At 61.9% G+C, this 26,762-nt stretch carries 20 protein-coding genes; 7 read left to right on the plus strand and 13 right to left on the minus strand.

Annotation, left to right across the window (positions count from 1 at the left end; all coding sequences use genetic code 11):
* Window positions 1–37 precede the first annotated feature (37 nt).
* The 3 genes from BLR63_RS22975 to BLR63_RS31955 all read left to right on the plus strand — a co-directional run bounded on the left by BLR63_RS22975 (window position 38) and on the right by BLR63_RS31955 (window position 4,339).
* The gene (locus BLR63_RS22975; protein WP_010565907.1) at window positions 38–2,911 is read left to right on the plus strand and encodes a GGDEF domain-containing phosphodiesterase; all 2,874 of its coding nucleotides are present in this window, start codon (window positions 38–40) and stop codon (window positions 2,909–2,911) included.
* Window positions 2,912–3,073: 162 nt separating this feature from the next.
* The gene (gene hexR / locus BLR63_RS22980; RefSeq protein WP_010565908.1) at window positions 3,074–3,940 is read left to right on the plus strand and encodes a transcriptional regulator HexR; all 867 of its coding nucleotides are present in this window, start codon (window positions 3,074–3,076) and stop codon (window positions 3,938–3,940) included.
* A 201-nt stretch (window positions 3,941–4,141) separates the two neighbouring features.
* Window positions 4,142–4,339, plus strand: a complete 198-nt coding sequence (locus tag BLR63_RS31955; RefSeq protein ID WP_078834858.1) for a PA3496 family putative envelope integrity protein — start codon at window positions 4,142–4,144, stop codon at window positions 4,337–4,339.
* On the opposite strand, the gene BLR63_RS22990 is transcribed toward BLR63_RS31955, so the two are convergent.
* A complete protein-coding gene (locus tag BLR63_RS22990) occupies window positions 4,269–5,243 on the minus strand; it encodes a LysR family transcriptional regulator (protein WP_010565909.1) in 975 nt (324 codons plus the stop codon). The two genes, BLR63_RS31955 and BLR63_RS22990, sit on opposite strands and share 71 nt — an antisense overlap.
* A 196-nt stretch (window positions 5,244–5,439) precedes the next feature.
* On the opposite strand from BLR63_RS22990, the gene BLR63_RS22995 reads away from it, so the two are divergent.
* Window positions 5,440–6,855: an acetyl-CoA carboxylase biotin carboxylase subunit gene (locus tag BLR63_RS22995; RefSeq protein WP_010565910.1), complete on the plus strand. Its 1,416-nt coding sequence runs from the start codon at window positions 5,440–5,442 to the stop codon at window positions 6,853–6,855.
* An 11-nt stretch (window positions 6,856–6,866) separates the two neighbouring features.
* Complete coding sequence (gene oadA, locus BLR63_RS23000; RefSeq protein WP_010565911.1) at window positions 6,867–8,675, plus strand: sodium-extruding oxaloacetate decarboxylase subunit alpha; 1,809 nt, start codon at window positions 6,867–6,869, stop codon at window positions 8,673–8,675.
* Window positions 8,676–8,753: 78 nt separating this feature from the next.
* Here oadA and BLR63_RS23005 read toward each other — a convergent pair whose 3' ends face one another.
* The 5 genes from BLR63_RS23005 to BLR63_RS23025 all read right to left on the minus strand — a co-directional run bounded on the left by BLR63_RS23005 (window position 8,754) and on the right by BLR63_RS23025 (window position 15,347).
* Window positions 8,754–10,670, minus strand: coding sequence for a lipase family protein (locus tag BLR63_RS23005; RefSeq protein WP_083366004.1), 1,917 nt, complete (start codon window positions 10,668–10,670; stop codon window positions 8,754–8,756).
* A 300-nt stretch (window positions 10,671–10,970) separates the two neighbouring features.
* Window positions 10,971–11,783 carry a hypothetical protein gene (locus BLR63_RS23010; RefSeq protein ID WP_231998097.1) on the minus strand — a complete coding sequence of 271 codons (813 nt, stop codon included), beginning with the start codon at window positions 11,781–11,783 and terminating at the stop codon, window positions 10,971–10,973.
* Window positions 11,784–12,243: 460 nt separating this feature from the next.
* Window positions 12,244–13,554, minus strand: coding sequence for an autotransporter outer membrane beta-barrel domain-containing protein (locus tag BLR63_RS23015; RefSeq protein WP_010566916.1), 1,311 nt, complete (start codon window positions 13,552–13,554; stop codon window positions 12,244–12,246).
* 168 nt (window positions 13,555–13,722) lie between these two features.
* Window positions 13,723–14,529 carry an amino acid ABC transporter permease gene (locus BLR63_RS23020; RefSeq protein ID WP_010566917.1) on the minus strand — a complete coding sequence of 269 codons (807 nt, stop codon included), beginning with the start codon at window positions 14,527–14,529 and terminating at the stop codon, window positions 13,723–13,725.
* Window positions 14,526–15,347 (minus strand): ABC transporter substrate-binding protein, encoded by an 822-nt coding sequence (locus tag BLR63_RS23025; protein WP_010566918.1) that lies wholly within the window; start codon window positions 15,345–15,347, stop codon window positions 14,526–14,528. The genes BLR63_RS23020 and BLR63_RS23025 overlap by 4 nt, the downstream gene beginning before the upstream one ends.
* A gap of 114 nt (window positions 15,348–15,461) precedes the next feature.
* Between BLR63_RS23025 and BLR63_RS23030 the strand changes: the two genes are divergently transcribed.
* Window positions 15,462–16,361: a homocysteine S-methyltransferase family protein gene (locus BLR63_RS23030; protein ID WP_010566919.1), complete on the plus strand. Its 900-nt coding sequence runs from the start codon at window positions 15,462–15,464 to the stop codon at window positions 16,359–16,361.
* On the opposite strand, the gene BLR63_RS23035 is transcribed toward BLR63_RS23030, so the two are convergent.
* From BLR63_RS23035 to BLR63_RS23045, 3 genes are read right to left on the minus strand one after another with little or no spacing between them, the layout of a single operon-like run.
* Complete coding sequence (locus BLR63_RS23035) at window positions 16,358–17,044, minus strand: GNAT family N-acetyltransferase (RefSeq protein WP_010566920.1); 687 nt, start codon at window positions 17,042–17,044, stop codon at window positions 16,358–16,360. The two genes, BLR63_RS23030 and BLR63_RS23035, sit on opposite strands and share 4 nt — an antisense overlap.
* 10 nt (window positions 17,045–17,054) lie before the next feature.
* A complete protein-coding gene (locus BLR63_RS23040; protein ID WP_010566921.1) occupies window positions 17,055–17,501 on the minus strand; it encodes a GNAT family N-acetyltransferase in 447 nt (148 codons plus the stop codon).
* The gene (locus BLR63_RS23045) at window positions 17,498–18,136 is read right to left on the minus strand and encodes an FMN-binding negative transcriptional regulator (RefSeq protein ID WP_010566922.1); all 639 of its coding nucleotides are present in this window, start codon (window positions 18,134–18,136) and stop codon (window positions 17,498–17,500) included. Before BLR63_RS23045 ends, BLR63_RS23040 begins: the two co-directional genes overlap by 4 nt.
* Before the next feature lie 87 nt (window positions 18,137–18,223).
* On the opposite strand from BLR63_RS23045, the gene pdxR reads away from it, so the two are divergent.
* The gene (pdxR, locus tag BLR63_RS23050) at window positions 18,224–19,819 is read left to right on the plus strand and encodes a MocR-like pyridoxine biosynthesis transcription factor PdxR (RefSeq protein ID WP_010566923.1); all 1,596 of its coding nucleotides are present in this window, start codon (window positions 18,224–18,226) and stop codon (window positions 19,817–19,819) included.
* Here the strand turns inward: pdxR and BLR63_RS23055 are convergent.
* The 4 genes from BLR63_RS23055 to BLR63_RS23065 all read right to left on the minus strand — a co-directional run bounded on the left by BLR63_RS23055 (window position 19,774) and on the right by BLR63_RS23065 (window position 26,697).
* On the minus strand, window positions 19,774–23,592 hold the full coding sequence (locus tag BLR63_RS23055; RefSeq protein WP_231998099.1) for a dermonecrotic toxin domain-containing protein: 3,819 nt from the start codon (window positions 23,590–23,592) through the stop codon (window positions 19,774–19,776). The two genes, pdxR and BLR63_RS23055, sit on opposite strands and share 46 nt — an antisense overlap.
* Window positions 23,593–23,649: 57 nt before the next feature.
* Window positions 23,650–24,405, minus strand: coding sequence for a hypothetical protein (locus BLR63_RS31960; protein ID WP_231998102.1), 756 nt, complete (start codon window positions 24,403–24,405; stop codon window positions 23,650–23,652).
* A gap of 169 nt (window positions 24,406–24,574) precedes the next feature.
* On the minus strand, window positions 24,575–25,666 hold the full coding sequence (locus tag BLR63_RS23060) for a polyamine ABC transporter substrate-binding protein (RefSeq protein WP_010566924.1): 1,092 nt from the start codon (window positions 25,664–25,666) through the stop codon (window positions 24,575–24,577).
* Window positions 25,663–26,697 (minus strand): histone deacetylase family protein, encoded by a 1,035-nt coding sequence (locus BLR63_RS23065; protein WP_010566925.1) that lies wholly within the window; start codon window positions 26,695–26,697, stop codon window positions 25,663–25,665. The genes BLR63_RS23060 and BLR63_RS23065 overlap by 4 nt, the downstream gene beginning before the upstream one ends.
* Between the last annotated feature and the right edge of the window lie 65 nt (window positions 26,698–26,762).

The following is a 26,762-nucleotide window of genomic DNA, read 5'->3' on the forward strand; positions in this document are numbered from 1 at the left end:
TCGACGTTTCGGGCTCACCATTATAAGAACACTGCCTATGACCCTCAGCACCGACCTGTTCAGCCCCACGGCGGCGCCCGCGCAGGTTATCCGCAATAAATACGCTACCGAGATAGCGGTCGAACGCACGCGTCTGCTCTACCAGGGTTCTCTGCTGCCGACCTTATTGATGCTGGTAAATGGCCTGGTCTGCGCGTGGTTGATCTGGAACCCCAAACATTACCTGCTCGACAGCATCTGGCTGGTCTGGCTGCTGGCCCTGGTCGCGTTGCGCGTGATCCAGGTGGCAGCCTTTGATTCGGCCATGCCCGGCCGCCAGGCCCAACCGATCTGGCGGCGCATGTTCATGCTCGGCTCGGCGGCCAGTGGCCTGACCCTGGCCACCGCCGCCATTGCCCTGGTGCCGGTGGACAGCTTTACACAACAGGCCTGGGTGTTCGGCCTGATCGGTGCGGCGACGTTGTCCGCCAGCGTCGCCTACGCGGTGAGCCTGCCGGCGTTCCTGTCATTTGCGCTGCCGTGCCTGGTGCCGGCCATTGTCTATCTGTTCTGGAACGGCGCTGCGCAGCAACAGGGGTGGGGCGTGCTCGGCCTGATCCTGCTGGCGTCCTTGAGTGTGGTGGCGTGGCAGGTCAACCGCCTGATCCAGCGCGAGTTGTTGCGCCGCTTCCAGAACCAGGCGTTGATCGAACATCTACAGCAGGCACAACAGCGCAGCGAGCAGTTGAACCTGGAACTGGTGCGTGAAGTCGAGCAACGCTGCCAGGTCGAGCAGGAACTGCGTGAAGCGCAAATCGGCCTGCAGGACCGCGTGGCGCAGCGCAGCCAAGAACTGGATGCCGCCAGCCTGGCCTTGAATAAGAGCGAAGCGCGCCTGGCCATGGCCTTGCAAGCCAGCGAGCTTGGCCTGTGGGACTGGAACCTGCAGACCGACGAAGTCCATCACACCCAGATCAAGGAGCTGTTCGGCCTGGAGCCCGATTACGTCACCGCAATGCTCGGCCACCTCAAGCCACGCCTGCACCCCGACGACCTGCCGTTGCTCAAGCGTGCCCTGGTGGAGCACCTCAAGGGCCGCAGCGACGACTATCAAGTGGAATACCGCGTGCGCCATGGCGATGGTCACTGGGTGTGGATCGAAGACCGCGGTCGCGCCGTGGAACGTACGCCCAGCGGTCGTGTGACGCGCATGCTCGGTACGCGCCGCGACATCAGCGCGAGCAAAGTGTTGGAAGAACAGCAGCGCCTGGCCTCGACCGTATTCGAAGCGGCCAGCGAAGGCATTGTGATCCTGGACCCGGACTATGCGCTGATCGCCGTCAACCAGGCCTTCAGTCGGGTCACCGGCTTCGATATCGACGACATGCTCGGGCGCAATGTGGTGGAGCTGCCGTGCAGCCGCGATGCCCGGCGCCACTTCCCGGTGATCCGCCAGGCGCTGCTCAGCCATGGCACCTGGCAGGGCGAACTGGTGGAAACCCGCAAGAACGGCGAGCTGTACCCACAGTGGCTGCAACTGAACGTGGTGCGTGATGTGCGCGGAAATATCAGCCATATCGTCGGGTTCTTTGCCGATTTATCGGCGCGGCGTGAGTCCGAGGAGCGCATGCGCTACCTCACTCACTACGATGAGTTGACCGGCCTGGCCAATCGCTCGCTGTTCCGCGAACGGCTGCGCGAGGCCCATCAGCGTGTGCGCCAGGGCGGGCGCAGCCTGGCGTTGCTGCACATCGACCTTGACCGTTTTAAATTGCTCAATGACAGCCTGGGTCATGAAGTCGCCGACCAGTTGCTGCAAAAGATCGCCCGCCGGCTGATCAATGCCTTGCCGGAGGCCGACACGATTGCGCGGCTGTCCGGGGATGAATTTGCGGTGCTGTTCGACGCCTACGGCAACCTGTCGAGCCTGGCGCGGGTGGCCACGCGGTTGCTGGCCAAGCTGCGGGTACCGGTGACGGTGGACGGGCATGAACTGGTGGTCAGCGCCTCGATAGGCGTGAGCCTGTTGCCGGATAATGCGCGGGAAATTTCCGCATTGGTCAGCCAGTCGAACATGGCCATGCAACACGCCAAGCACCTGGGCGGCAATAACTTCCAGTTCTATACCGACAGCCTGCAAGCCAGCACCCTGGAGCGCTTGCAACTGGAAAACCATCTGCGCAAGGCCATCGATGAGCGCCAGCTCACGGTGTTCTACCAACCCAAACTGTGCCTGGCCACCGGCAAGCTGAACGCGGCCGAGGCGCTGATCCGCTGGGAGCATCCGCAGTGGGGGTCGGTGCCGCCGGCCGACTTCATCGGCCTGGCCGAAGAAACCGGCCTGATCGTACCGTTGGGCGAATTCGTGTTGCGCCAGGCCTGCTGGCAGGCGTGCGAGTGGCAGCGCCAGGGGCTGGCGCCGATTCGGGTGTCGGTGAACCTGTCGGTGCATCAGTTGCGCCAGGGCAAGCTGGTCAGCCTGGTGCGCCAGGTGCTGGAAGAAACCGGCCTGGACCCGCAATACCTGGAGCTGGAACTGACCGAGAGCCAACTGCTCGACAGCGTCGAACACATCATCGCCACCTTCCAGCAACTGCGCGACCTGGGGGTGAAGCTGGCCATTGACGACTTTGGCACGGGTTATTCGTCGCTCAGTTACCTCAAGCGCATTCCCGTGGACTACGTGAAGATCGACCAGAGCTTTATCCGCGGCCTCGGCGAGGGGCGCGAAGATGCGGCGATTACCCGCGCGATCATTGCCATGGCGCATGGACTGGCGCTCAAAGTGGTGGCCGAGGGCGTGGAAGATCAGCAGCAGCTGGATTTCCTCGAAGGGGAGGGCTGCGATGAGGTGCAGGGCTACTTGATCAGCCGACCGATGGAGGCCGAGGGGTTGGCAGATTTGTTACGGGAAAATGCAGATTTTCCTTAGCGACGCGCCTTAAGCCCGTGTGGCTACAACATCGCCACCCTTAGATTCAAAGGCGGGCAGGGCGATTTAGTGATGCATCGGACGGGCAAAACGGCAATTCTTGTAGTATAACTACAAGCTTGCTACATCCCTGGCACTTGCCAATCACAAGAGTCCTGCCCTTTGAACCTGTTGCAACATATCGCCCAGTCGCGTCACCTGTTACGCAAATCGGAACTCAAGGTTGCCGATCACGTGCTGCTTGATCCTGCGGCTGTAATGCACAGCTCCATGGCTGATCTGGCCCACAGCGTGGGTATCAGTGAGCCGACCATCGTGCGCTTCTGCCGTGCCATTGGTTGCTCCGGGTTTCAGGACTTGAAACTCCGGCTGGCGCAAAGCCTGGCCGCCGGTGCGAGTTTCGGGCAGTTCGCGATTCACGAAGACGATTCCGTCGCCGACTACAGCCTGAAGATTTTCGACACCACCCTGCACACCTTGATGGAAGTGCGCGAGAAGCTCGACCCGGTGGCGCTGCAAAAAGCCGTGACCGCCATGTCCCAGGCCCAGCGCGTCGAGTTCTACGGCTTCGGTGCCTCCGGTGCGGTGGCGGCGGATGCCCAGCACAAATTCTTCCGCCTGCTGCTCACCGCCGCCGCCTACAGCGACCCGCACATGCAGGCGATGTCGGCGGTGACCTTGAAACCGAGCGACGTGGCCATCTGCATCTCCCAGTCGGGCCGCTCCAAGGACCTGCTGATCACCGCCAACCTGGTGCGTGAAAGCGGCGCCACGCTGATCACTTTGTGCCCGAGCCAGACGCCGTTGGCGGAACTGTCCACGGTCAACCTGGCGATCGATGTGCACGAAGACACCGAAATCTATACCCCGCTGACCTCACGCATCGCCCACCTGGTGGTGATCGACGTGCTGGCGATGGGCGTGGCCATGGCGCGCGGCCCGAGCCTGGTCAACCACCTCAAGAGCGTCAAGCGCAGCTTGCGCAGCCTTCGTCTCTCGCCCAAATCAGTCAAAGCCCTCGACGACTAAAGGTGGGAGGGGCTGGCTCCCGATGACCGTGTGTCAGTCACTGAGTGCGTCGACTGAACCACCGCTATCGGGAGTCAGCCCCTTCCCACATTTGCATGCCTCACCTATCCAGAAGATTCATCGTCCTGTAACCCCCACGCCGCCAAACCGTCATCCCTCGCGCTCACTCTGAACTCCCGTACTCGCATTGGGAGACTCCAAATGGCCCGGCCCTACGAAGACAGCAACAGCTCCGTCAAAACCCGTCGTCAGCAGGAAGACCAGCGCCGCATGGCGTTCCGTCGCGCAATCGAAGATCGCTGCGATCAGCGCCAGTTGCTCCAGAGCATCACGGACTACCCCGAACTGCACTGGCAGGCACCCGCGGCTGCCCAGCGAAGCGCTCAGCCAACGCGCTGATCTGAACCCGCTCGCTGCGGATAAAGCCCAGGAACGCATGGGCCACCGGTGACAGGCGCTTGGCCTTGGCTTGCACCAGGCACCAGCTGCGGTACAGCGGCAGTTCTTCCACCGGCAGCTCCTTGAGCCCGCCGGTGGCCAGTTCCAGGTTGACGGCGTGGCGCGTCAGCAAGGCCACGCCCAACCCGGCGCACACACATTCGCGCTGCGCCTCGGCGGACGCCACTTCCACCGTTTGGGTGAAGTGCACGCGCTTTTCCTTGAAGTACTCCTCGCACGCCATCCGCGTCCCGGAGCCCGGTTCGCGCAGCAGCAGGGTGTAAGGCTCCAGATCCTTGAGGTGCAGCGGCCCTTGATGACTCAGCGGATGATCGGCCGGCGCCACCGCCACAATCGGGTTGTTCAGGAATGGCAGGAATTCCAGGCCCATGTCCTGGGGCACCATGGACATGATCACCAGGTCGTCGCGGTTGTCCGAAAGCCTGCGAATCACCTGGGCGCGGTTGACCACGGTCAAGTGCAGCTGCACTTCCGGATGCTGGCGCTTGAAGGCGGCGAACAGGTGGGGTACGAAGTATTTGGCGCTGGATTCCACCGCCAGCTTCAACTGGCCCTGCAGTGAACCCTGCATGTCCGACAGTTGCATGTCGAGGTTTTCCAGGCGCCCGAAGATGTCGCGGCTGGCCCGCTGCAAGGCTTCGGCGGCTTCGGTCATATAGAGTTTTTTGCCGACGTAATCGAATAACGGCTGGCCGATCAGCTCTTCCAGCTGCCGAATTTGCAGGCTGACGGCCGGTTGTGTGAGAGACATTTCCTCGGCCGCACGGCTATAGGAACGCAAATCGCACACTTCATTGAAGATCTGCAATTGACGCAATGTCATACGCATCAATGACTTACGCATTATTTAAAGCCTCCCGCCCCAGGTCGTCCGGCCAACTATAAGTCTTTACTTATGCACGACCCAATAATTATTGATTTTTGTTAATCCCTTCACGGGCTTAGTGTGTGCCTCGCGACTGGCTTGAAACATTTAGTCACGCGCCGACCCGGGTCTAGCGGGTCGAAGAACGCAGCAATCGGCTCAAGGGAATTCCCAAGTGATAAAAAAGATCCTGATCGCCAACCGTGGTGAGATTGCCGTACGAATCGTGCGTGCTTGCGCCGAGATGGGCATCCGCTCGGTCGCGGTCTATTCCGACGCCGACCGCCATGCGTTGCATGTCAAACGTGCGGACGAAGCCCACAGCATCGGTGCCGAGCCCCTGGCTGGCTACCTGAACCCACGCAAGCTGGTGAACCTGGCGGTGGAAACCGGTTGCGATGCGTTGCACCCCGGCTACGGTTTTCTGTCGGAAAACGCAGAACTGGCGGACATCTGCGCCGAACGTGGAATCAAGTTCATCGGCCCGGCGGCTGAAGTGATCCGCCGCATGGGCGACAAGACCGAAGCGCGCCGCAGCATGATCAAGGCCGGCGTACCGGTCACCCCCGGCACCGAAGGCAACGTCGCCGACATCGCCGAAGCGCTCACCGAAGGCGACCGCATCGGTTACCCGGTGATGCTCAAGGCCACCTCCGGTGGTGGCGGTCGCGGCATTCGTCGTTGCAACAGCCGTGAAGAATTGGAACAAGCCTTCCCTCGGGTGATTTCCGAAGCCACCAAGGCCTTCGGTTCGGCGGAAGTGTTCCTGGAAAAGTGCATCGTCAATCCCAAGCACATCGAGGCGCAGATCCTCGGTGACAGCTTTGGCAATGTGGTGCATTTGTTCGAGCGCGATTGCTCGATCCAGCGTCGTAACCAGAAGCTCATCGAAATCGCCCCAAGCCCGCAACTGACCCCTGAACAGCGCGCCTACATCGGCGACCTGTCGGTGCGCGCGGCCAAGGCTGTGGGTTACGAAAACGCCGGTACCGTGGAGTTCCTGCTCGCCGAGGGCGAGGTGTACTTCATGGAAATGAACACCCGGGTGCAGGTGGAGCACACCATCACCGAAGAAATCACCGGGATCGACATCGTCCGCGAGCAGATCCGTATCGCTTCGGGCCTGCCGTTGTCGGTCAAGCAGGAAGACATCCAACACCGTGGTTTCGCGTTGCAGTTCCGCATCAACGCCGAAGACCCGAAGAACAACTTCCTGCCCAGCTTCGGCAAGATCACCCGTTACTACGCGCCCGGCGGCCCCGGCGTGCGCACCGACACGGCGATCTACACCGGCTACACCATCCCGCCGTTCTACGACTCCATGTGCCTGAAACTGGTGGTGTGGGCGTTGACCTGGGAAGAAGCCATGGACCGCGGCCTGCGTGCCCTGGATGACATGCGCCTGCAAGGCGTGAAGACCACCGCCGCCTACTACCAGGAAATCCTGCGTAACCCGGAATTCCGCAGCGGCCAGTTCAACACCAGTTTCGTGGAAAGCCACCCTGAGCTGACCAACTACTCGATCAAGCGCAAACCCGAAGAGCTGGCCCTGGCCATCGCCGCCGCCATCGCCGCCCACGCAGGCCTGTGAGGAATATAACAATGAGCAAGAAGATCTTTGTCACCGACACCATCCTGCGCGACGCTCACCAATCGTTGCTGGCCACCCGCATGCGCACCGATGACATGCTGCCGATCTGCGACAAGCTCGACAAAGTCGGCTACTGGTCCCTGGAAGTCTGGGGCGGCGCGACCTTCGACGCCTGCGTACGCTTCCTGAAAGAAGACCCGTGGGAGCGCCTGCGCAAACTGCGCGCCGCATTGCCTAACACGCGCCTGCAAATGCTGCTGCGCGGCCAGAACCTGCTGGGCTATCGCCACTACAGCGACGACGTGGTCAAAGCCTTCGTCGCCAAGGCTGCCGTCAACGGTATCGACGTGTTCCGCATCTTCGACGCCATGAACGACGTGCGTAACCTGCGCGTGGCCATCGAAGCGGTGAAAGCCGCCGGCAAGCACGCCCAGGGCACCATCGCCTACACCACCAGCCCGGTGCACACCATCGACGCGTTTGTGGCCCAGGCCAAGCAAATGGAGTCCATGGGCTGCGACTCGGTGGCGATCAAGGACATGGCCGGCCTGCTGACCCCATACGCCACCGGCGAACTGGTCAAGGCGTTGAAGGCCGAGCAAAGCCTGCCGGTGTTCATCCATTCGCATGACACCGCAGGTCTGGCTGCGATGTGCCAACTCAAGGCCATCGAAAACGGTGCCGACCACATCGACACCGCGATCTCCAGCTTCGCCTGGGGCACCAGCCATCCAGGCACCGAGTCGATGGTCGCCGCCCTTAAAGGCAGCGAATTCGACACCGGCCTCGACTTGGAACTGCTGCAGGAAATCGGCCTGTACTTCTATGCCGTGCGTAAGAAATATCACCAGTTCGAAAGCGAATTCACCGCCGTCGACACCCGCGTACAAGTCAATCAGGTACCGGGCGGGATGATTTCCAACCTGGCCAACCAGCTGAAAGAGCAGGGTGCGCTCAACCGCATGAACGAAGTGCTGGCCGAAATCCCACGGGTGCGCGAAGACCTCGGCTTCCCTCCGCTGGTGACGCCGACCTCGCAGATCGTCGGCACCCAGGCGTTCTTCAACGTGCTGGCCGGCGCGCGTTACAAGACCATCACCAACGAAGTGAAGCTGTACCTGCAAGGCGGCTACGGCAAGGCGCCGGGCACGGTGGACGAGAAACTGCGTCGCCAGGCCATTGGCAGCGAAGAGGTGATCGACGTACGTCCGGCCGATCTGCTCAAGCCGGAAATGAGCAAGCTGCGCGGTGAAATCGGCGCGCTGGCCAAATCCGAAGAAGACGTGCTGACCTACGCCATGTTCCCGGACATTGGCCGCAAGTTCCTTGAAGAACGCGAAGCCGGCACCCTGACCCCGGAAGTGCTGCTGCCGATCCCGGAAGCCGGCGGCGTGGCCCGTATGGGTGGCGAAGGCGTGCCGACCGAGTTCGTCATCGACGTACACGGCGAGAGCTATCGCGTCGATATCACTGGTGTTGGCGTGAAGGCTGAAGGCAAGCGTCACTTCTACCTGTCCATCGACGGCATGCCCGAAGAAGTGGTGTTCGAACCGCTCAACGAGTTCGTCAGCGGTGGCGGCAGCAAGCGCAAACAAGCCACCGAGCCGGGCCATGTGAGCACCGCGATGCCGGGCAATATCGTCGACGTACTGGTCAAGCTGGGCGACGTGGTCAAGGCCGGCCAGGCGGTGTTGATTACCGAAGCGATGAAGATGGAAACCGAAGTGCAGTCCGCGATTGCCGGCAAGGTGACTGCCGTTCACGTGGCCAAGGGCGACCGGGTCAATCCTGGCGAAATCCTGATTGAGATCGAAGGCTGATACAGCCGTCGACACAACCGTTTAATCCTCGGGGGAGCAGGTGCTCCCCTTTTTTTTGCCTGGGATTTACCCCAACCACTAGATCAGCGAGTCCAGGTCCAGTGGTCGAGGCTTGTCGGCCAGGCTGGCAAACAGTTCTTCGATCGGGTCCGGCTCGGGAATCATTGCAATCTGCACCTGCAGGGTGTTCTCGCGCTGGTCCTTCCAGCGCGCCAGCGCGATTTCAAGGGCGGGCGATTGCGCGGCGCTGCCGTACACGTCGGCAAGGCTCAGGTGGCTTATGCGCAGCCTTTCCAGGCGCTGCAGCGAGTGCGCAAGCTTGTCCGACTCGCGGGTCAGCTCAATGTCGGCCTGCAGGTAGTCGGCGTCGGTGAGATCGCGCTGGTTGTAGCGCATGTGCCGGGACTTTTCCTCAACCTTGAAGCGCATGGTCTTCAATGCCTGGTCCACCAGGGCGTATTCACGCTCAGTGACCAGCGTCCCGCGGGTTTCCTGGGTTTGCTGCCAACGCCGCAAGGTCGCCCAGGACAACGGGATATAAGCGCGCGGGATGCTGTGGTCGCCCAGGCTCATGAGTTGGGTGATCCAGCCGTCGCGGTAAGGCAGGTCGCCATCTTTGGCCAGCGCGCGGGTGCAGGCGGCCTGCTCGATGGAGTCGCAGCCCGGCCGCCACAGAATCGACGACATTTCCTTCTGGTTGAACGGCACGAGCATGAAGTGATGCAACGTGCCGTGGTGCTGATAAGGCGCGCCGCCCACCCGCACAAGGCCGGCGACAAAGATCAAGGCGCCCAGCACCGGGTTGGTAATGAACATGGCCTTGAACCCGGGAATCCAGATGCTTCGTCGTGCGTTCATCCACGGCGCGGGGACGCTGGGGATCATGTCGTTGTTATTCACCGCGCGGTGGTGCGCCAGCGGCTCGGCGGCGGCGACGAAGGTGGCATCGCCCGTGCGGGGAGCACCGTAGGTGTAGAGGAGGACGTCGTAATTGTTGTCCGTGGCGTTGCGAAGGGCTTCCGCCAGCAACAATGCGATTGCGCCGCCGAGGCTGTGGCCGCTGATGATGATTTTTTGTCCGGCGTGAAACTGGTCCAAATAGTCCTGAACAAATTTTTTCAACGCCTTATAGGCCTCATAAAAGCCACGATGGACTTTACCTTGTCCCTCTTCAAAAGGCACTTGCGCCGCATCCACATCCCGCCACCAATCGGCCAACTCCAGGGTTCCACGGATTGAAATCAGAATGACCTCATCGTGGTGGGTGATGAATGCCTGTGTGCTCTTGGCACTAAACCAATGGGCGCTGGTGTCATCGAAAAAGTGCAGCTTGGCGGGATGTTCCTGGTTTTCGCCCGGTTTGTTTTGCTCATACAGGGTGGGGTCGAACGGCAGGATTTCGAAGCGTTTCGAGTAAGGCACTTCTTCGTAGAGGGGGTAGTAGCGGTGATTCGGCGACTGGGCATTGTCCACTTTCCAGCTTTCCCGGTAGTTCGAAAGGGCTTCGCCAAAGAAGTGACCGACGCTGGGGTCCAATGGAAAGCTGACCCTGTCCACCGGGTCTTTGGCGGGGTGCTGGCCGAAATCGCAGTAACTCAAATTCGCCATGATCGCCAGTTGGTACAGGTTCAAGGCACAGAACTGATTGTCGGTCGAGAGCATGGGGCGGAACGCCCGCAGTGGACGCACCTGGAGCAGGGTGTGCCGGTTCGATAACAGCCCGACACCAAACGTCGCTACGGGGGCTGGACTGAACCTCAGTTCGTTGAGCGCTCTTATCAGGATGTCTTCTGGCGGGTATTTACGGTCAATAATCGGCGGCGGTAGATGTGCGCTGTGTTTGACCAGGTCCCGGACTTCGACCTGGATGAACTCATCTCCCGGTTTTAGTGCGGGGTTGTGCTCGCGAGGGGAACCGTCTTTGTGGAAGAAGCGGGTTTGTTCGGCGCGGACTTGGAGTTCGGTGATGGGGAGTGGATAGGATTTTCTATCCATCAATTGCCCATAAAGTTGGACAGTGCGTTCATGGGGCGAATCCATCATTAATACAACAGGCCCTTGATAGCAGTTTTCGATTTTGGCAAACCCATCGGCATCCAACCTGCCCATATAGCGTTGCTCTGCACTGTCTTGAAGGGTATAGGCAAGGCCCGCATAGGGTTTACCATCACCGAGCTCATCGACCAACTGAAAACTAATAAAGTGTCCCCCTAATGGGCAAGCCAGCATCTTGCTGCTAAAAAACGGCTTATCCTCATCTTTCATAGGCTCATACAAACTCATGATTAATGTCCTTTATTCAGTGCAGTTGGGATAGACGGTGCAGTCACGTCCGTCAGGCATTTTGAAAGAGTCAAGGAACTTGTATGGCTCGGTGCAGTACTCTTCGTTATTCGTTCCCCACAAACCCGTGCAGGGTCTCCAGCCCTTGGGCGTTTCGAGCCACCAGCCTCTGTAATAAGGCTGCTCCTTCTGCGCAACACTAAGCACCAACTTCACGGTCCTGCCCGCTAACCCATCGCGCAGCATTGATCCACCCGCCAGGCTTTTCTGGACGACGCCATTAGCGTCGAGCGCCCGGCACTGGAGGATTTTCCTGATAAACCGTCTCGATCCCACGGTGCGAAACAACCACTGGCACTGGCCCTGAAAGACCAGTGGTCCCGACGCGGGGAAAGGGCGAGTTGTTTCAGTGGGCTCATCACGAATGTATAAAGCGGCCTTTTGCAAACTCATGTCCAGTTCACGTTTGCCCCATTGCCCTTCGATATTCAGCACAACGCTTTTCAATACCCTGGAACACCCCTTTACCTTTTCTGTAAGTGGCAACTTGAGTTCAATCAGTTGTGTGCCCTTGGGTTGATCGCTTTTGACCACTTTATGCCCCGGACACGACTCGCCAGAGGCCGCGTCGTAATAGGTGGTGGCGCTTATCGTGAAGTTTTCCGGCAACTCGGCCTGGAAGTTGAAACTCTCGGTTTGCAGGAGTGAGCAGCCTGAAACTGCCCAGGCCATTGCGCTTATACATAAGAGCCGCAATCCCTTTAATCCGTTGTGAACAGAAGGACTCTGTCGCGTGAAGTGCACAGGACGGTCAGGCGCAAACATGGGCTTATCCTTAAGGCGAAAGGCTAAACAAAACGCGAGGCCCGAGCAGTGTCGGGCCTAAACGTGTTTAAACATGCGAGCACGCTAGCAAAGGGGAAAATCAGATTGATGCAGGAAAGACCTCGAAAATGCGTATGAAACTTCCGCAATCCAAAATGTTTCTTGGGCTGACTTCTGTGAGGGGATGACCAATAGGTGTCTTTGCGAGTTTTTTGCACAAGCGACGACGGTCGGTCAGAAGAGAATGATGGTTAATGCAGGGGTTGGTGGTTTGCCCCTGAAAAAAGCCGTTTATGCAGTAATGCTGTTCATTTAAGAGATAGAGCGAGCAATCAATAACCTGTGGCGAGGGAGCTTGCTCGCGCTGGACTGCGCCGCAGTCCCTCTTTGGGGGCCGCCTCGCGCCCCAGCGGGAGCAAGCTCCCTCGCCACAGGTACAGTGTTCGGGCCTTCCGATGCCTCAGAACGCCATCGCCCATTGCCCCATCAGGCCCTGGTTGCGGCTATGGCTGCCGAACTCGGCGGAGTAGCTCAGGCCGAGGCTGTGTTCGGCTGACAGCGCCATGTCCAGGCCGGTACGCAGCGCCAGGGTGTTACGGTCCAGGGATGTGCCGTTGATGGTGAACTCACTGTTGAAGTCCTCGCGTTTTTCCCAGGCGAAGGACTGGCGCACGCGGCTGTCGACGTTTCCATACAGATGTTTCCAGTGGGTACCCAGGTGCGGTTTGAGGGTCATTTGGTTGTCCAGCGTGAAGTCGTGGCTCAAACGAAGACCCAAGGTGCTGCTGAGATTCTGTTGGGTCTGTGCACCGACGTTCAGTGCGCTGTAGCCGCCTTTTTCCTGAAAACGGTCGCGCTGATAACGCTCGAAGCCCAGCCCGACAAAGGGCTCGGCGCGCAAGCCGGCGGTGTTCAGTCGATAGCCCAGTTCGGCGAAGGCGTTTTGGCTGCGGGCTTTGTATTGGCCCGTGAGGTGTTCGCGATGATCGAGGAAGTCGAAATCCACCGTGCGTTTGTTTTGCCCGCTATGGCCGCTGTAAAGCGCACCCAGGCGAAGCGCCAGTGGGCCGTCCAGGCGTGCCGCATAAGCGCCCACGTGCCAGCTGTCCAATTCGCCCTTGAAGCGCCTGGCGCTCAGGTCGCTGCCCGACTTGCCGCCCACCACGCCGATTCGCCAGGCGTGGTCGAGGGCCCAGTCGGCACCCAGCAACAGGCCTTGGTGGCGTTGCTTCAAGCCACTGCTGCCGTGTTGCGCATCCAGGGTGCCGGCGCCTCCCAAGGCTTGCGCCCACACGCGGGCGGCCTCGTCGCTGGCGTTATCCAACTGGCGGACGGCCGACAGTAGGCCGGTGGTCAGGGGCTTCAGGCTGTTTTGCGTGGCGCTGCCCAGGTTGGCGTTGTGGCTGCCCGCCAACTGTTCAAGCAGCGCACCCAGGCGGCCCGGCTCCAGGCTGGCCAGGTACTGGCCGTAATCCTCAAGCTCGTCTTTCACCCAATCGTTCAGTTCGTCCGACGCCAATAGATCATCCACCGCGGCGTCGAGCACGCGGGCGACGCTCAGGCCATTGCGACTCGTCGCGCGATCGGCGAAGTAGAAGTCCGCGGGCGCGGGAACGGCCGGCTCGAAATACTTTTTTTCGCTGGGCGCTGCAATCTGTTCGAACCATTCGCTGTCAGGCTCCATATCGCCTCGGGCCTGGGCGTATTGAGCGCCGGCGGCGCCGAGTGACAGGGTGATAGCGAGTGCGAGTGGTTTGTGTATGAGCGGCATGTAAACCCACCTCTAGATGTATGAGGTGGGGGAATTTAGCGAGGCGGCGCGCAGATAAATGTCAGGGCAAGCATTCCTTGCTTGCGGGAGAAGTCTCTAGTCCGCTGCGATAAAAACTCAGCGGTATGTACAGGATAACGGGGCGGTTGGCTGCCATTTTCCTGGCCCTCACCCGCGTTTTACATAGCCCTTGCCGTAATGGCGCTCCATCCGCGCCTGGATCAGTTCCAGGCCCAGGGACAGCACCCAGTAGATGATCGCGGCCGTGGTGAGCATCTCGATGTAGCGATAACTCGAGCGGCCGTAGGACTGCGCCAGGAACATCACTTCCCACACGCCCATCACCGAAATCAGGGACGAGTCCTTGAGCATGGAGATGAACTGGTTGGTGGCGGGCGGGATGATGGTGCGCATGGCCTGGGGCAGGGTGACGTGCCAGAAGATCGCACTGTCGCGCATGCCCAGGGCCAGGGCGGCTTCGCGTTGTCCGTGGGGGACGCCCAGGATGCCGGCGCGGAAAATCTCGCTCAGGTAAGCGCCATAGTTCAGCGACAGCGCGATGATCCCGGCGACGATCGCCCCCGGCACCAGGCCCAGTTGCGGCAAACCCAGGTAGATCAGCAGGATCTGGATCAGCAGCGGCGTGCCGCGGAAAAACGACGCGTAAAAGCTGGCGATGCCAAAGGCCACGGCGCTTTTCGACAAGCGCCCCAGGGCGGTGATAAAGCCCAGCACCGACGAGGCGGCCATCGAACACAGGCACAAAAACAGCGTGAGCGCCGCGCCTTGCAGGAAACCGTTGGGCGCCAGGTGCACGCCGACCAGGTTGGGCAGCTTGTCGAGGATGATCGAGAACTTCAGGTCAAAGCTCAGGAAAAAGCTGGCGAACAGGGCGAACAACGCCGCCCAGGTCAGGTAGAGCCGCGTGCGAAAGCCCAGCAGTCGCTGTAGCACGGGTGGTTTGGACGGTGTCATTGGCTGATGTCGGCGCCGATCCATTTCTGCGACAGCGCGCTCAATGTGCCGTCCTTTTTCAGCTGGGCAAACACTTCACGCACTTTGCCGTCCCATTCGGCGTCGCCTTTTTCGATGGCCACCGAGTTGGGCTCGGCGTAGAGCGGCTCGCCGGCGAGCTTGAAGCGCTGGTCCTGGTTCAGACGCGGCTGGGCGGTGACCAGGTTGGTGAGGATGGCGTCCAGGCGCACGCCGGCGCCCAGGCCGAGGTCCTGGAAGGCGACGTTATCGGTGTCGTACGGGGCGATCTGCACGTTCTCGAACGGGTACTGCAGCTGCGTGTCTTCGGCGCCTTCGATCACCAGGTTCTTGTTCAGGTAGCTCTCATAGCTGGAGGCGCTGGTCAGGCCGACCTTTTTGCCGCTCAGGTCTTTTGCGCCGTGGATGCGATCATCCTTGGCGTTGACCACGATCACGGCAGGAGACGCGTAGTACTCCACCGGGAAGTCGAACACTTCGGCGCGGGCCTTGCTCGGGGTCATGGAGCAGATGCAAATGTCGTAGCGGCCACTCCAGTGACCGGCGGCGATCACATCCCAGGACGGGGTTTCCAGGCGCAGCTTCACGCCCAACTTTTGCGCCACGGCCTTGGCGACATCGACGTCGAAGCCGTCGAGCTGGTTTTGCTCGTTGAGAAACGAGAACGGCGGGTAGCTTTCCATCAGTACGCCCACCAGTTCTTTTTTCTTCTCAACCCGGTCCAGGGTCGCGCCACCGAAGGCTTGGGTGGAGGCAGCCAGAATCGTCAGGCCCAGGGCCAGTAGCGGTTTAAGTTTCAAAGTGGACACCCGAATAAAAAAATAAGTTGTTACGAACCGAATGGACCGTATTAAATAGTTATAAGAACGACTCTCATAGTGAGTTATTTTCATAAGCTTATGAGTAAAAAGTATATGGGCGCAAAAAGCATAGTCATCCTGGACGGCGGCATGGGCCGTGAACTGCAACGCCGCGGTGCGCCCTTCCGGCAGCCGGAGTGGTCGGCGCTGGCCTTGAGCGAAGCGCCGCAAGCGGTGGAGGCGGTGCATGCGGCCTATATCGACAGCGGTGCCGACGTGATCACCAGCAACAGTTACGCGGTGGTGCCGTTCCATATCGGTGAGGCGCGCTTCGCTGCCGAAGGCCAGGCGCTGGCGGCGTTGGCGGGTGAATTGGCGCGCCGTGCGGTGGATGCCAGCGGCAAAGCCGTGCGGGTGGCCGGTTCGCTGCCGCCGTTATTCGGTTCGTATCGCCCCGATCTGTTCGAGCCACAGCGCGTGACGGAGCTGCTGACGCCCCTGGTGCAAGGCCTGGCTCCTTATGTCGACCTGTGGCTGGCGGAGACCCAGAGCTCAATCGCCGAGGCGCGGGCGATTCATGCCGGGTTGCCTGAGGACGGCAAGCCGTTCTGGCTGTCGTTTACCTTGAAAGACGAAGACACCGACGACGTCCCGCGCCTGCGCTCCGGCGAGCCGGTGGCGGACGCGGCCGAGGCGGCTGCGCAGTTGGGCGTGCAGGTGCTGCTGTTCAACTGCAGCCAGCCGGAAGTGATCGGCGCGGCGATCGACGCCGCCCGCCAGACCTTCGAGCGGCTGGGGGTGGCGATCCACATCGGCGCCTATGCCAACGCCTTCCCGCCACAGCCCAAGGAAGCGACGGCGAACGATGGCCTGGACCCGCTGCGCGACGACCTCGACCCACCGGGCTACCTGCACTGGGCAGCCGATTGGCAGGCCCGCGGCGCCACGCACCTGGGCGGTTGCTGCGGGATCGGGCCGGAGCACATTGCGGTGCTGGCCCAGCAGCTCGGTTAAGCCTCAAGAGCCTGGCGGCGACACTCCGCCAGGCTCTTGACCTGTCCGGAACCGGCCTGGTTGGCCTCGGACAGCCAGGCCTCGAACCCGGCCTCCACCGTCGGCCATTCCACGTCGATGATCGAGTACCACGCGGTGTCGCGGTTCTGCCCCTTGACCACCATGTGCTGGCGGAACACCCCTTCAAAACTGAACCCCAGGCGTTCGGCCGCGTATTTGGAGCGGGCGTTGCCGTTGTTGCACTTCCATTCCAGGCGACGGTAGCCCTGCTCGAACGCGTACTTGGCCAGCAGGTACACCGCCTCGGTGCTTTTCGGCGAGCGCTGCATCGGTGCGCCGAAGGTGACGTGGCCGATTTCGATGCGGCCCTGGGCCGGGACGATGGACATCAGGCTGAGGATGCCTTGCACCTCGCCGGTCGCGCGGTCGATCACGCTGAAAAAGTACGGGTCGGTATGGGCCGCGTGGTTGTTCAGCCAGGCATCGAACGCGGTGCGTTCGGCAAACGGCCCGTAAGGCAGGTAGTCCCACAACTTGGGGTCGGCGCCGGGGCCTTCGAGGGCTTGCCACAGTTGCTCGGCGTGGCGCGCCGGGTCGAGTTTTTCCAGGCGGATAAAGCGCCCGTCGAGGCGTTCGACCGTGGGCGCCGGGGCACCTTTCCAGTCGGCGAGGGAAGTGGACATGCTGCGCTCCTTAAAGGCCTTTGCGAAATTGGATGAAACCCGGGCGTTCGGCGATGCGCTCATAGAGCTGGATCGCGGTGGCATTGGTCTCGTGGGTCAGCCAGTGCACCTTGCAGCAACCGTCGGCCTTGGCGGTGGCGTAGACGAATTCGATGAGTTTGCGGCCGATGCCGGTGCCCCGTTGGGCAGGGTCCACCAGCAGGTCCTGCAGGTAGCAGGAGTTTTCGATGCTCCAGTTGGAGCGGTGGTAGATGAAGTTGACCATGCCCACCGCCTTGCCGTCCTGCCAGGCCAGCGCCGAATGGGTCGGTTCCTGTGGATCGATCAGGCGTTGCCAGGTGCTTTGGCTCACCGCGTCCGGCAGTTCGGTGTTGTAGAAGGTCAAATACGCCTGCCACAACGGCAGCCAGGCGGCGTGGTCGGCGGCGGTCACTGGGCGGATATCGGTCTGGCTCATTCTGAGGCTCCTTGAGAAATAAAGCGGGCGAGGGTCTGGTCGCGGACATCGGCGCTGGCGGCCAGGCCTTCGCGCACGCCGGCGATGTCCGCTGCGTTGCGGTTCTGGCTGAGTTTGCGTTTGCCGATCAGGCGTTCGATCGGCAGGGCGAAGCCGACGATGGCCTTGAGCATGCCTTCAATGTAGTCGGCTGGGGCGTCGCTGACTTTCCACGGCTCGGCGCGCTTGCCTTCGTGGCGGTCGGTAAGGGCGCTGACCAGCCTGAGCAGGCGCTCAGGGTCGGTGAACACCTCGGCGCTGCCGTAGGCGTGCACCGCCAGGTAGTTCCAGGTGGGCACCACTTTGCCGTGCTCGGCCTTGGACGGGTAAAACGCCGGGCTGACGTAAGCGTCGGCGCCGGCAAAGATCACCAGGGCTTCGCCGCCGTTCTGCAGGTCTTGCCACTGCCCGTTGGCTTTGGCCATGTGCCCGTAAAGCGTGCCGTTGGGGCCTTCATCGGGGTTGAGCAGCAGCGGCAAGTGGCTGGCTTGCAAGCCTTGCTCGCCAACGGTCACCAGCTGTGCCAGGCGCGTGTGCTGGATGAGCTGCTGCAATTGGGGCAAGTCTTCGAGGGCAAAGGCGCGGGGTGTGTACATGGATATTTTCCTTGGCGAATGCCTGCATCCTAGGCAGGCTAATGGTCTGTTGTAAGAGCCATCTATGCCCAATTTCATAGGTCCAATATGTCGCCTGTCTCGCCGCCACTGTCCTTCAACCCTGCCGGTATCGAACTGGACCGACGCCAGGGCCTGACGCGCCAACTCTATGAGGCCCTGCGCCAACGGGTGCTGGACGGGCGGCTGGTGAGCGGCACGCGCTTGCCCGCCAGCCGCGACCTGGCCGCGGCGTTGTCGATTTCCCGTAACAGCGTGGTGCGCGCCTACGATCAGTTGTACGCCGAGGGGTTTATCGAAGGCCGTGTCGGAGATGGCACCTACGTCGCCCAATTGCCCAGCGCAAAAAAACTATCCACAAAAGTATCCACAGGGTTACGCACAGGCTTATCCCCAGCCTTATCCACAAATTGGTTGGATTTGCCGGTGAATTCGCCGCCAGAAGTTATCCACAGGGCGGCCTTGGATCGCCTGGAAAACAACCACCTGCCCCAGCCGCCCATGGGACCGCCGAAGGCCTTTCGGGTGGGCGTTCCGGCCTTCGATCTGTTCCCCTTCGAGGTCTGGGCCAAGCTGAACGGGGCTTTCTGGCGCAAGCCGGACCTGCAACAGCTGTGCTACGGCGACCCGGCCGGAGACGCGCGCCTGCGTGGGCTGATCGCGGCGTACCTGCGCAGTTCCCGTGGCCTGCAATGCACGGCTGAACAAATTGTGATCACCAGTGGCGCGCAGCAAGCCATCAGCCTTTGTGCACAGTTGCTGGTGGAGCCCGGCGACGGGGTGGCGGTGGAAAACCCCGGCTATCGCGCCGCCGGCCATGCGTTCGCCCTGGCCGGCGGGCGCCTGCATGGCGTGCCGGTGGACAGCGACGGCATCGACTGCCAGGCCCTCGACCGCTTGGGCGATTGCCGCCTGGCGTATGTCACCCCGTCCCATCAATACCCGCTGGGCGTGGTGATGAGCCTGGCGCGGCGCCTGGAATTGCTGGCCTGGGCCGAGCGCCGCGGCGGCTGGATCGTCGAGGACGACTACGACGGCGAATACCGCTACAGCGGCGCTCCCCTGGCACCGCTGGCGGCACTGGATCGGCATGGGCGCGTGCTCTACGTCGGCACCTTCGGCAAGGTGGCGTTTCCGGCGTTGCGCCTGGGTTATCTGGTGTTGCCGCCGGGTTTGGTCGATGCCTTCTCCCGGCGCCGCGCCGTCGACATGCGTCACTCGGAAGTCAGCACCCAGGCGGTGATGGCCGAGTTCATGGCCGCCGGGCACTTCCAGCGGCATATCCGCCGCATGCGCCGGGCGGCGTTGAGTCGGCGCAATGCCTTGCTGGCCGGTTGGCCGCGCGGCCTGCCGGGGGTGAGCGAGTTACCCAGCGTCGCGGCGGGGCTGCACATGACGGTGCGCGTAAACAGCCTGGCACGTGAGCAGCAATTGCTGGAGCAGGCCCGCGCGGTGGGTGTTGAGGTCAACGGTTTGAGCAGTTACTGGCTGGCGCACTCCAGCACGCCGGCGGACCAGCGCGCCGGCCTGGTGCTGGGGTTCGCCGCCGTGCCTGAAGCGGCGATTGCCGACGCGCTGGCGCGGTTGCGCCAGGCCTGGAGTGCCGACGAGTCGCCGGCTCAGTTGGCAAAAAACAACGATTTGGCCAGTTTCGAGCCGATCTGACTGCGGTAAATCGCGATCTGGTCGCGATCGTTCAAGCCTGTGCGTTGCAGGCTTCCCCCTTGCTTCTGTTGCTCGCGCGTCTTCAGGTGCCCGGCCAGATAATCCTCGGCGGCGGCCTGCGCCGAGGGGTAGTGAAAGTGGGCGTACCACAGCACGTTGTGGGTTTGATGGTCGCGTATCTCGTACTCGTCGAGAAAGTCTTTGCCCGGCCCCTTCAAACGCCGCCGGGTGACGACCTTGGCAATGCTCACCAGCCCCTGGTCGAACAGCCATTCCACCCGCGCCGCCGTGGGCGGTTGCTGCTTGGTCATGCTGATCCGGGTGGTCGTGCCCAGTTCATACAGGCGCTGCGCCGTGTCGTTGAGCTGCTTGTTGGTCGTCGCCGCCGAAGGGCGATCGCTCTCGGTCAGGTTGCGTTGGGTCAAGGCTTCTTCGATGCGACTGACCGCATGTTCCATGCGCGCGGCGTACTGATGGAACATCTCCTCGATTTCCACCGGAATGCGCCCGGCCTTTTTTGAGTGGCCCAGGGTCCGCAAGGTCGCGGTCGGTTCGTCCCGCAGCAGGTGGTCGCCTTCGTTGAGGCTGGCGTCCAGGTCGACCGCCTGGGAGGGCTGCGGCCTGGAAGGCTGGCTGTCGCGCTCGACCCACACCCCAGGCTCTTTCTCATGGAAGGTCGCGATGATCTTGCCGGTCAGGGGGGCCCTGACATCCACCAGACCGGCTTCGGTGGCGCGCGGTTCACCGACCACCACGCCGTTGAAGCGGGTCTTGATGATTTTGCGCTTGGGCGGCGACGGGGTCTTCGAGCTGCCGGGCTTGGGCTCCAGGGCTCTGCTTTGCCTGAGCAACAGGGCCAGTTCGCGAACCACCTGCTGGTTGAATTCGTCGATCTGCTGGCGCAGCGCTTCCAGGGGTTCGCGTTGCACCTGTTCGGGGTACTCGGCATGCAGGTCCAGCAGACGTTGGTCGACGATGGCAAATTGATCGACCAGGCTGTTGAGCACCTCGACACGGTCGTCCAATGAGCGGATAGCGGTGTCGGCCAGCGCCTGGGTGCAGCTTTGAATGGGCAGCTCGGCGGACTCGACAATCGCGTCGATCAGTGCCCGCGCCGTCTCGAACGCTTCGCCGCTGCCTTCGTGGATACACAGGTAGCGGGCCAGGGAGATTCGAAACGCCTTCAAGTCGCGCAACTCGAGCCTGGGCATGGCGTGCTGGGTGGTCTGGATAACTTTGTTGCCTTCGATGCCCAGTGTTCCCAGTTCGCGAAAACGGGTCTCCACGTATTCCATGCGCCGGATCATCTCGGCCGTCATGTCCGACATGGTCTGAGCGGCTTGGGCCTGGGCCGGGGCATCGATGGCGGCGACCGACTCAAGGATCTGGATGGTGTTTTCCAGGGCTTCGCGGAACAGTGGCAAGCGTTGGTTGATGGCGGAGCGCGTCAACAGCAGCTGTTTGTGCAAATAGTCGATCATGGAACTTTGGTAGTTGGGCACGGTGTCGATGATGCCGAGCGACCTGAGCTGGCGGATCGGAACGTCGTAGTCCGCCACTCGGGCGTCGACCTTGTCGATGAAGGTCTGGCGACGCGACTCGGTGGAGGGGCCGGCCTCATCGCCTATCGACGCATGTGCGCTGGCGATCTCCGACTGCTTGCCGCGCTCATCGGCATCGAACGTGTTGAGCTGCCGGCGCAGGTCGTCGATGCGCGACGCGTTGCGGGTCTGCACGGCCTTGCGCCGGTTCCTGAAGCCGCCACCGCGCAGACGCAGGCGCGTGTCCACGAACCATTGGCCCGCCCGGTTGTTGAGCAGCACGGGGCCGATACGGGAGGCGTCGTTGGGGTCGATGATGACCACGCTGTCCCCCTCGTCCACGCTGACTTCGAACCAGCGCGCACCGACCACGGCGTACCACTTCTGGGCGCGCGGGTAGAGGTGCAGATAGATCCCCGGCTCTGTGACCTGGGGCTCCAGGCCCGCCGGCTTTTCGAGGGTGAAGCTGTCCAGGGTGGCCTCCAGGCTGGGACGGTCGGCAGGGATCGCGCCGCGCATGTTCAGCAGGCCCTGGTGCCGACCCGGCAGCTCGCTGCCGGGTACGTTCGCCAGCCGGGCCAGCGAGGTTTTGCTGGGTGGCGGCAGGTTTTTTTCGGCGGGCTCGACCGCTGGCGATTGTGTTTCCAGCCCAGGTTTTTCGCTGGCTTTTTCGACCCGTGCGTGGCGCAAGGCCGTGTGCAGCACCAGGGCCATGCCCAGGTTGAGCAGCAGGTCGACCTGGGCGGTCCAGCCGGCCTCGGGGCTGTCTTGCTCTGCGATGTCCTGCAAGTCATCCATGATCTGCCAGATCCAGGCGGCGATCCCGACGGTGCGCCCCAGGAACGGCAAGGTCGCATTGAAGAGTTGCCAGCCCGCCTGGCGCAAGGTGGCCCAGCGTTTTTGCGTATTGGAAACCGATTGCCGGCTCGCCAGTTCGACCATCGCCTCGGCATTGGCCTTGAACAGCGTGGCCAGGGGCGCAGAACCGATGATCTGATCGCTCAAGGTGATCGGGCCGCTCATGTACACCATGACTTGCGGCTCAACCAGCCCGCGGATCACCGTCCACGGCGATGGCCACTTATCCGGGAACACATACTGCGCATAGTTGAAGCGCGCCGTCTCCGGCAGCCAGGCCAATACCGACTCGCGAAGCGGGCGGCTGTGTTTGATCGCATAGAGCAGGTTTTGCCGTGACGGGTATTGCAGCAGTGTCGGCTCCAGCAGGGGACGGTAGAGCAGACAGGGGCCGGCGGCGGCATCCTTGGGGCCGATCACGAACATGTTGGCGACCACGTCGTGCTGGTTGCCTGGGCGCAAGGTCGGCAGGAACGCCAGGGGGCGAATGACGATTTCCTGTCCGTCGACGCGTCGTTCCGGCCCTTCGTCCTGTAGCGCGGCAGCGATGTAGCGCGCACCGCGTTCGTCGACGCCGGACTGCTGGCGAATCTTCAATTGCAGTGCCAGCAGCGGCAGTTGCACACGTAAATGGGCGGTGTAGAGCGCCTGTCGGGCCTTGGACTGAACCGCATCGTCCAGCAACGTGCGCTTGATCAGCGCCGGGTAGTGCTGGCCGATATCGAGGTTTTCAATCAGCCCCTTCAGGTAGCTGTACGACAACCACGACGGGGCCGCGCCGCCGTTATAAAACACGCTGGGCTGGCCGGTCGGCAGGCCGGTGAGGTTGTCCAGGGCCAGGTCGATCACGTTATGGCGTGTGATGTCTGGCGCGGTGGGCACGATGAACGTGCTTCCCCACACCACCGGGGTTTCGATGCGGACCTCGATCTTCTCCACGTTGATGCTCGCGCCCTGGGCGTGCGTGCGAATCTGGCGCTGCAACTGATCGCGGGCGTATTCGCGGATCGGCGCGATGCCGTCGTTGAAGCGCAGGCCGTGCTGGAGGGTATGCAGTTCGGCGAGGTCGATCACGTAGCGACTGTAGGTGGAAATATCCAGGTCCGAAGCCTGGGTCAGCCAGTCGGGCAGGCGTTCGTGGATGTCACGGATATTGGATAACGTGTGGTTGCTCAAATCCTCGACCACCGGCAGGACGCTGGCCACCGCGATGGGCGGGATGGCGACGGGGTCGGCGCCGATCAGGTTGCGCTCGTCTCTGTCGATCGCGCCGATCGCTTCCAGTTGCAGCGCGATCAGTGCACCGGCCAGGCTGTCGAAGAAATTGCCCGGTGGTTCGTACAGCCGCCACTGCAGGTTTGCCTCGTCGAGCAATATTTTCAGGCGACCGGGCAGTTGTTCCCCGAGCTGTTCGAGCGAGTCGAATTTCTCCTAGCCATAGACCAGTGAGTACACCAGGATTCGCTTGCCCTGTTCGTGTTCGCCAATCAGCACGGCCATGTCCATGAGGGCGACGTGGGCGGTCTGGCCACCTTGCAGTGCATCGATGTCGATCAGGTAGGCGTGGGTGTTGTAGCGGTCCTGGGCGGAGCGTTCGGCGCGCTCGGGAAAATGGAACAGTGAGCGGGCCATGGCGCAGTCGTGTTCGTCCCAGCCCTCTCGCGCCGTGACATTCCACACCTTGCGCAGCGATTGGGCGAACACTCTCCAGCGCGGCCCGGCCATGCCATTGGAGGCGTTCCAGTACTTCAGATACTGCTCCTGGAAAGCGACGAGCATCAGTTCGGACAGCTCGTTGAGCATGCGCGCAATGGCGTCGATTTTTACCGGCAGATGCACGGGGGGCTGGGCGTCGGGTTGCAGCGTCAGGAAGTGTTCGCCGTCGAGGTAGATCACCGGTTCCGGGGTCAGCGTCTGGCGTGCCAGCACCGAGGTGAGCGAGGTGGCATAGGCCGGGGCGGGGACGACCCGATCATCGAAGATGCGCCAATTCGGCGTGACGACCATGGCCAGGTCCGGGTCGATGTCCAGGCTCGGGTACAGCGCCGTGAGCGCCGCTCGCAGTGTGACGGCGGCGACTTCCCGGCTGGTGGGGCCGGAGGTCAGTTGGGTCAGGAGTTCATAGGTGCTGGGTGGGCGATTGTTAAGGGCGGCAGGCGAGCTGTCGGCCAGCGGTTGGTCGGGCATATGCATATCCTTTGCGGAGATGAAGGCGGGCGTGAGCGTCGAGGGCTCAGGGGCCTTTCCTTGGGAGGTACGGCGCCGGAGGGCGGCGCCGTTGCAGAGGGCAAAGGTAAAGCGGCGGGGGCTGGCGAGAGGGGTAATTAGTTAGTCTGAGCCCGGCGTGACGGGGCGGTCAGGTGCCCGATTTGATCTTGGTCCAGGCCCGGGTCCTTTCACGCTCGGCCTTTTTACCCAGCGGTTTCAAGGTGTAGAGCGTGGCCATCGCTGCTTCGGTCGGGTACAGGTTGGGGTTGTTGCGGATCGTCGGGTCGACTTGATCGGTGGCGTCCTTGTTCGGGTTGGGGTAACCGACGAAATCGCTGATCGGAGCGATCACCTGGGGTTGCAGCAAGTAGTTGATGAAGGCGTAGGCGTCCTGCGGGTTCTTCGCGCCTTTGGGGATGGCGAGCATATCGAACCAGATCGGCGCGCCCTCTTTGGGCAGGCGCATGTCCACGGTCACGCCATTCTTGGCTTCCTTGGCGCGGTTGGCGGCCTGGGAGAAGCTGCCGGAGTAGCCCACCGCCACGCAGATGTCGCCATTGGCGATGTCGGCCATGTACTTGGAGGAGTGAAAGTAGGTGATGTAGGGGCGGATCTTGAGCAGCAACGCTTCGGCTTTTTCATAGTCCTTGGGGTTGTTGCTGTTGGGGTCCAGGCCCAAGTGTTGCAGGGCCAGGGGCAGGATCTCCGATGGCGAGTCGAGCAGGGCGACGCCGCATTGCTTGAGCTTGCTGATGTTCTCTTCCTTGAAGATCAGGTCCCAGCTGTCCACTGGCGCGTTGTCGCCCAGCGCGGCCTTGACCTTGGCCGGGTTGAAGCCGATCAGGATGGTGCCGTACATGTAGGGCACGGCGAATTTGTTACCGGGGTCGTTGGCTTCGATCAGCTTCATCAACTTAGGATCGAGGTGGTTCCAGTTGGGCAACTGGCTGCGGTCCAGGGGCTGGAACACGCCGGCCTCGATCTGCTTGGCCAGGAACACGTTGGACGGCACCACCACGTCATAGCCGGAGTTGCCGGTCAGCAACTTGGCTTCCAGGGCTTCGTTGGTGTCGAAAATGTCGTACACCAGTTTGACGTAGGGGTTCTGCGCCTTGAAGTCTTCCAGGGCCTTGGGGGTGATGTAGTCGAACCAGTTGTAGACCCGCAGGGTTTTTTCTTCGGCGTGGGCCGCGCCGCCGAGAACGGCCGCGCAGAGCACGAGTGACTTGAGCATCTTCATTGATTAGCCCCTTCAAAACCTTCGAGAACGTTGACGGCATTGATGCCGATTTCTTCCACCGCATAACCGCCTTCCATCACGAACAGCGTCGGCTTGCCCAACTGAGCGATGCGCCGCCCCATGGCCAGGTAATCCGGGCTGTCGAGCTTGAACTGCGAGATCGGGTCATCCTTGAACGTATCCACGCCGAGCGAGACCACCACCACATCGGCGCCGTGGCGGTCGATCTCGGCGCAGGCGCTTTCCAGCGCCGCGTTCCAGCGCTCCCAGCCGGAACCGGCCGGCAGCGGGTAATTGAAGTTGAAGCCTTCGCCGGCGCCTTCGCCGCGCTCATCGGCATAGCCCAGGAAAAACGGAAATTCCGCCGCCGGGTCGCCGTGGATGGAGGTGAAGAGCACGTCGTTGCGCGCGTAGAAAATCGATTGGGTGCCGTTGCCGTGGTGGTAATCCACATCGAGGATCGCGACCTTGGCGTGACCTTGATCGAGAAAGGCCTGGGCCGCGATGGCCGCGTTGTTGAGGTAGCAATAACCCCCCATCAGATCACCGGCGGCATGGTGTCCTGGCGGCCGGCACAGGGCGAATGCCGCCGGCGCGCCTTGCTGGATCGCCCGTTGCGCGGTCAGTGCCACTTGCGCGGCGCTGTAGGCGGCCTGCCAGGTTCCAGCGGTGATCGGCGCGCCGCCATCGAAGCTGTAATAACCCAACTGGCCGTGCAGGCTGGTGGGCAATACCTGGCGCAAGGTCCGCGCAGGCCAGGTGTAGGGCAGCAGGTCGCCGTCCTGGCCGAAGTGGGTCCAGCGTTCCCAGGCGCCTTTGAAAAAGTCCAGATAGTCGCGGCTGTGGATGCGTTGCAGCGGTGCCAGCCCAAAGTCCTCCGGCGCTTGCACCGGGCCCAGTTCGCGATCCTTGACCCGTTGCAGCACATGGTCGGCGCGGGAGGGCATTTCGAAACAGGGCATCAGTTGCCCGTCCATCAGTTCGCAGCGGCCATGGTGCAGATGGTGATCGTCCGAGTAGATCGTCAGCATATTGTTGTTCTCGCAGGCGTGAGTCGGTGCCTTGCAGTGTTGCGTCGCCAGCGCGGCGAGAGAAC

The sequence above is a fragment of the Pseudomonas extremaustralis genome (assembly GCF_900102035.1).
Taxonomy (GTDB): Bacteria; Pseudomonadota; Gammaproteobacteria; order Pseudomonadales; family Pseudomonadaceae; genus Aquipseudomonas; species Aquipseudomonas extremaustralis.

Excerpts from the sequence above, each read along its gene's own strand:
- BLR63_RS22975 (WP_010565907.1), top strand. The coding sequence starts at position 38 with ATGACCCTCAGCACCGACCTGTTCAGCCCCACGGCGGCGCCCGCGCAG.
- BLR63_RS31955 (WP_078834858.1), top strand. The coding sequence starts at position 4,142 with ATGGCCCGGCCCTACGAAGACAGCAACAGCTCCGTCAAAACCCGTCGT.
- BLR63_RS22990 (WP_010565909.1), bottom strand. The coding sequence starts at position 5,243 with ATGCGTAAGTCATTGATGCGTATGACATTGCGTCAATTGCAGATCTTC.
- oadA (WP_010565911.1), top strand. The coding sequence starts at position 6,867 with ATGAGCAAGAAGATCTTTGTCACCGACACCATCCTGCGCGACGCTCAC.
- BLR63_RS23005 (WP_083366004.1), bottom strand. The coding sequence starts at position 10,670 with ATGGATAGAAAATCCTATCCACTCCCCATCACCGAACTCCAAGTCCGC.
- BLR63_RS23010 (WP_231998097.1), bottom strand. The coding sequence starts at position 11,783 with ATGTTTGCGCCTGACCGTCCTGTGCACTTCACGCGACAGAGTCCTTCT.
- BLR63_RS23015 (WP_010566916.1), bottom strand. The coding sequence starts at position 13,554 with ATGCCGCTCATACACAAACCACTCGCACTCGCTATCACCCTGTCACTC.
- BLR63_RS23020 (WP_010566917.1), bottom strand. The coding sequence starts at position 14,529 with ATGACACCGTCCAAACCACCCGTGCTACAGCGACTGCTGGGCTTTCGC.
- BLR63_RS23030 (WP_010566919.1), top strand. The coding sequence starts at position 15,462 with ATGGGCGCAAAAAGCATAGTCATCCTGGACGGCGGCATGGGCCGTGAA.
- BLR63_RS23035 (WP_010566920.1), bottom strand. The coding sequence starts at position 17,044 with ATGTCCACTTCCCTCGCCGACTGGAAAGGTGCCCCGGCGCCCACGGTC.
- BLR63_RS23040 (WP_010566921.1), bottom strand. The coding sequence starts at position 17,501 with ATGAGCCAGACCGATATCCGCCCAGTGACCGCCGCCGACCACGCCGCC.
- BLR63_RS23045 (WP_010566922.1), bottom strand. The coding sequence starts at position 18,136 with ATGTACACACCCCGCGCCTTTGCCCTCGAAGACTTGCCCCAATTGCAG.
- pdxR (WP_010566923.1), top strand. The coding sequence starts at position 18,224 with ATGTCGCCTGTCTCGCCGCCACTGTCCTTCAACCCTGCCGGTATCGAA.
- BLR63_RS31960 (WP_231998102.1), bottom strand. The coding sequence starts at position 24,405 with ATGCCCGACCAACCGCTGGCCGACAGCTCGCCTGCCGCCCTTAACAAT.
- BLR63_RS23060 (WP_010566924.1), bottom strand. The coding sequence starts at position 25,666 with ATGAAGATGCTCAAGTCACTCGTGCTCTGCGCGGCCGTTCTCGGCGGC.
- BLR63_RS23065 (WP_010566925.1), bottom strand. The coding sequence starts at position 26,697 with ATGCTGACGATCTACTCGGACGATCACCATCTGCACCATGGCCGCTGC.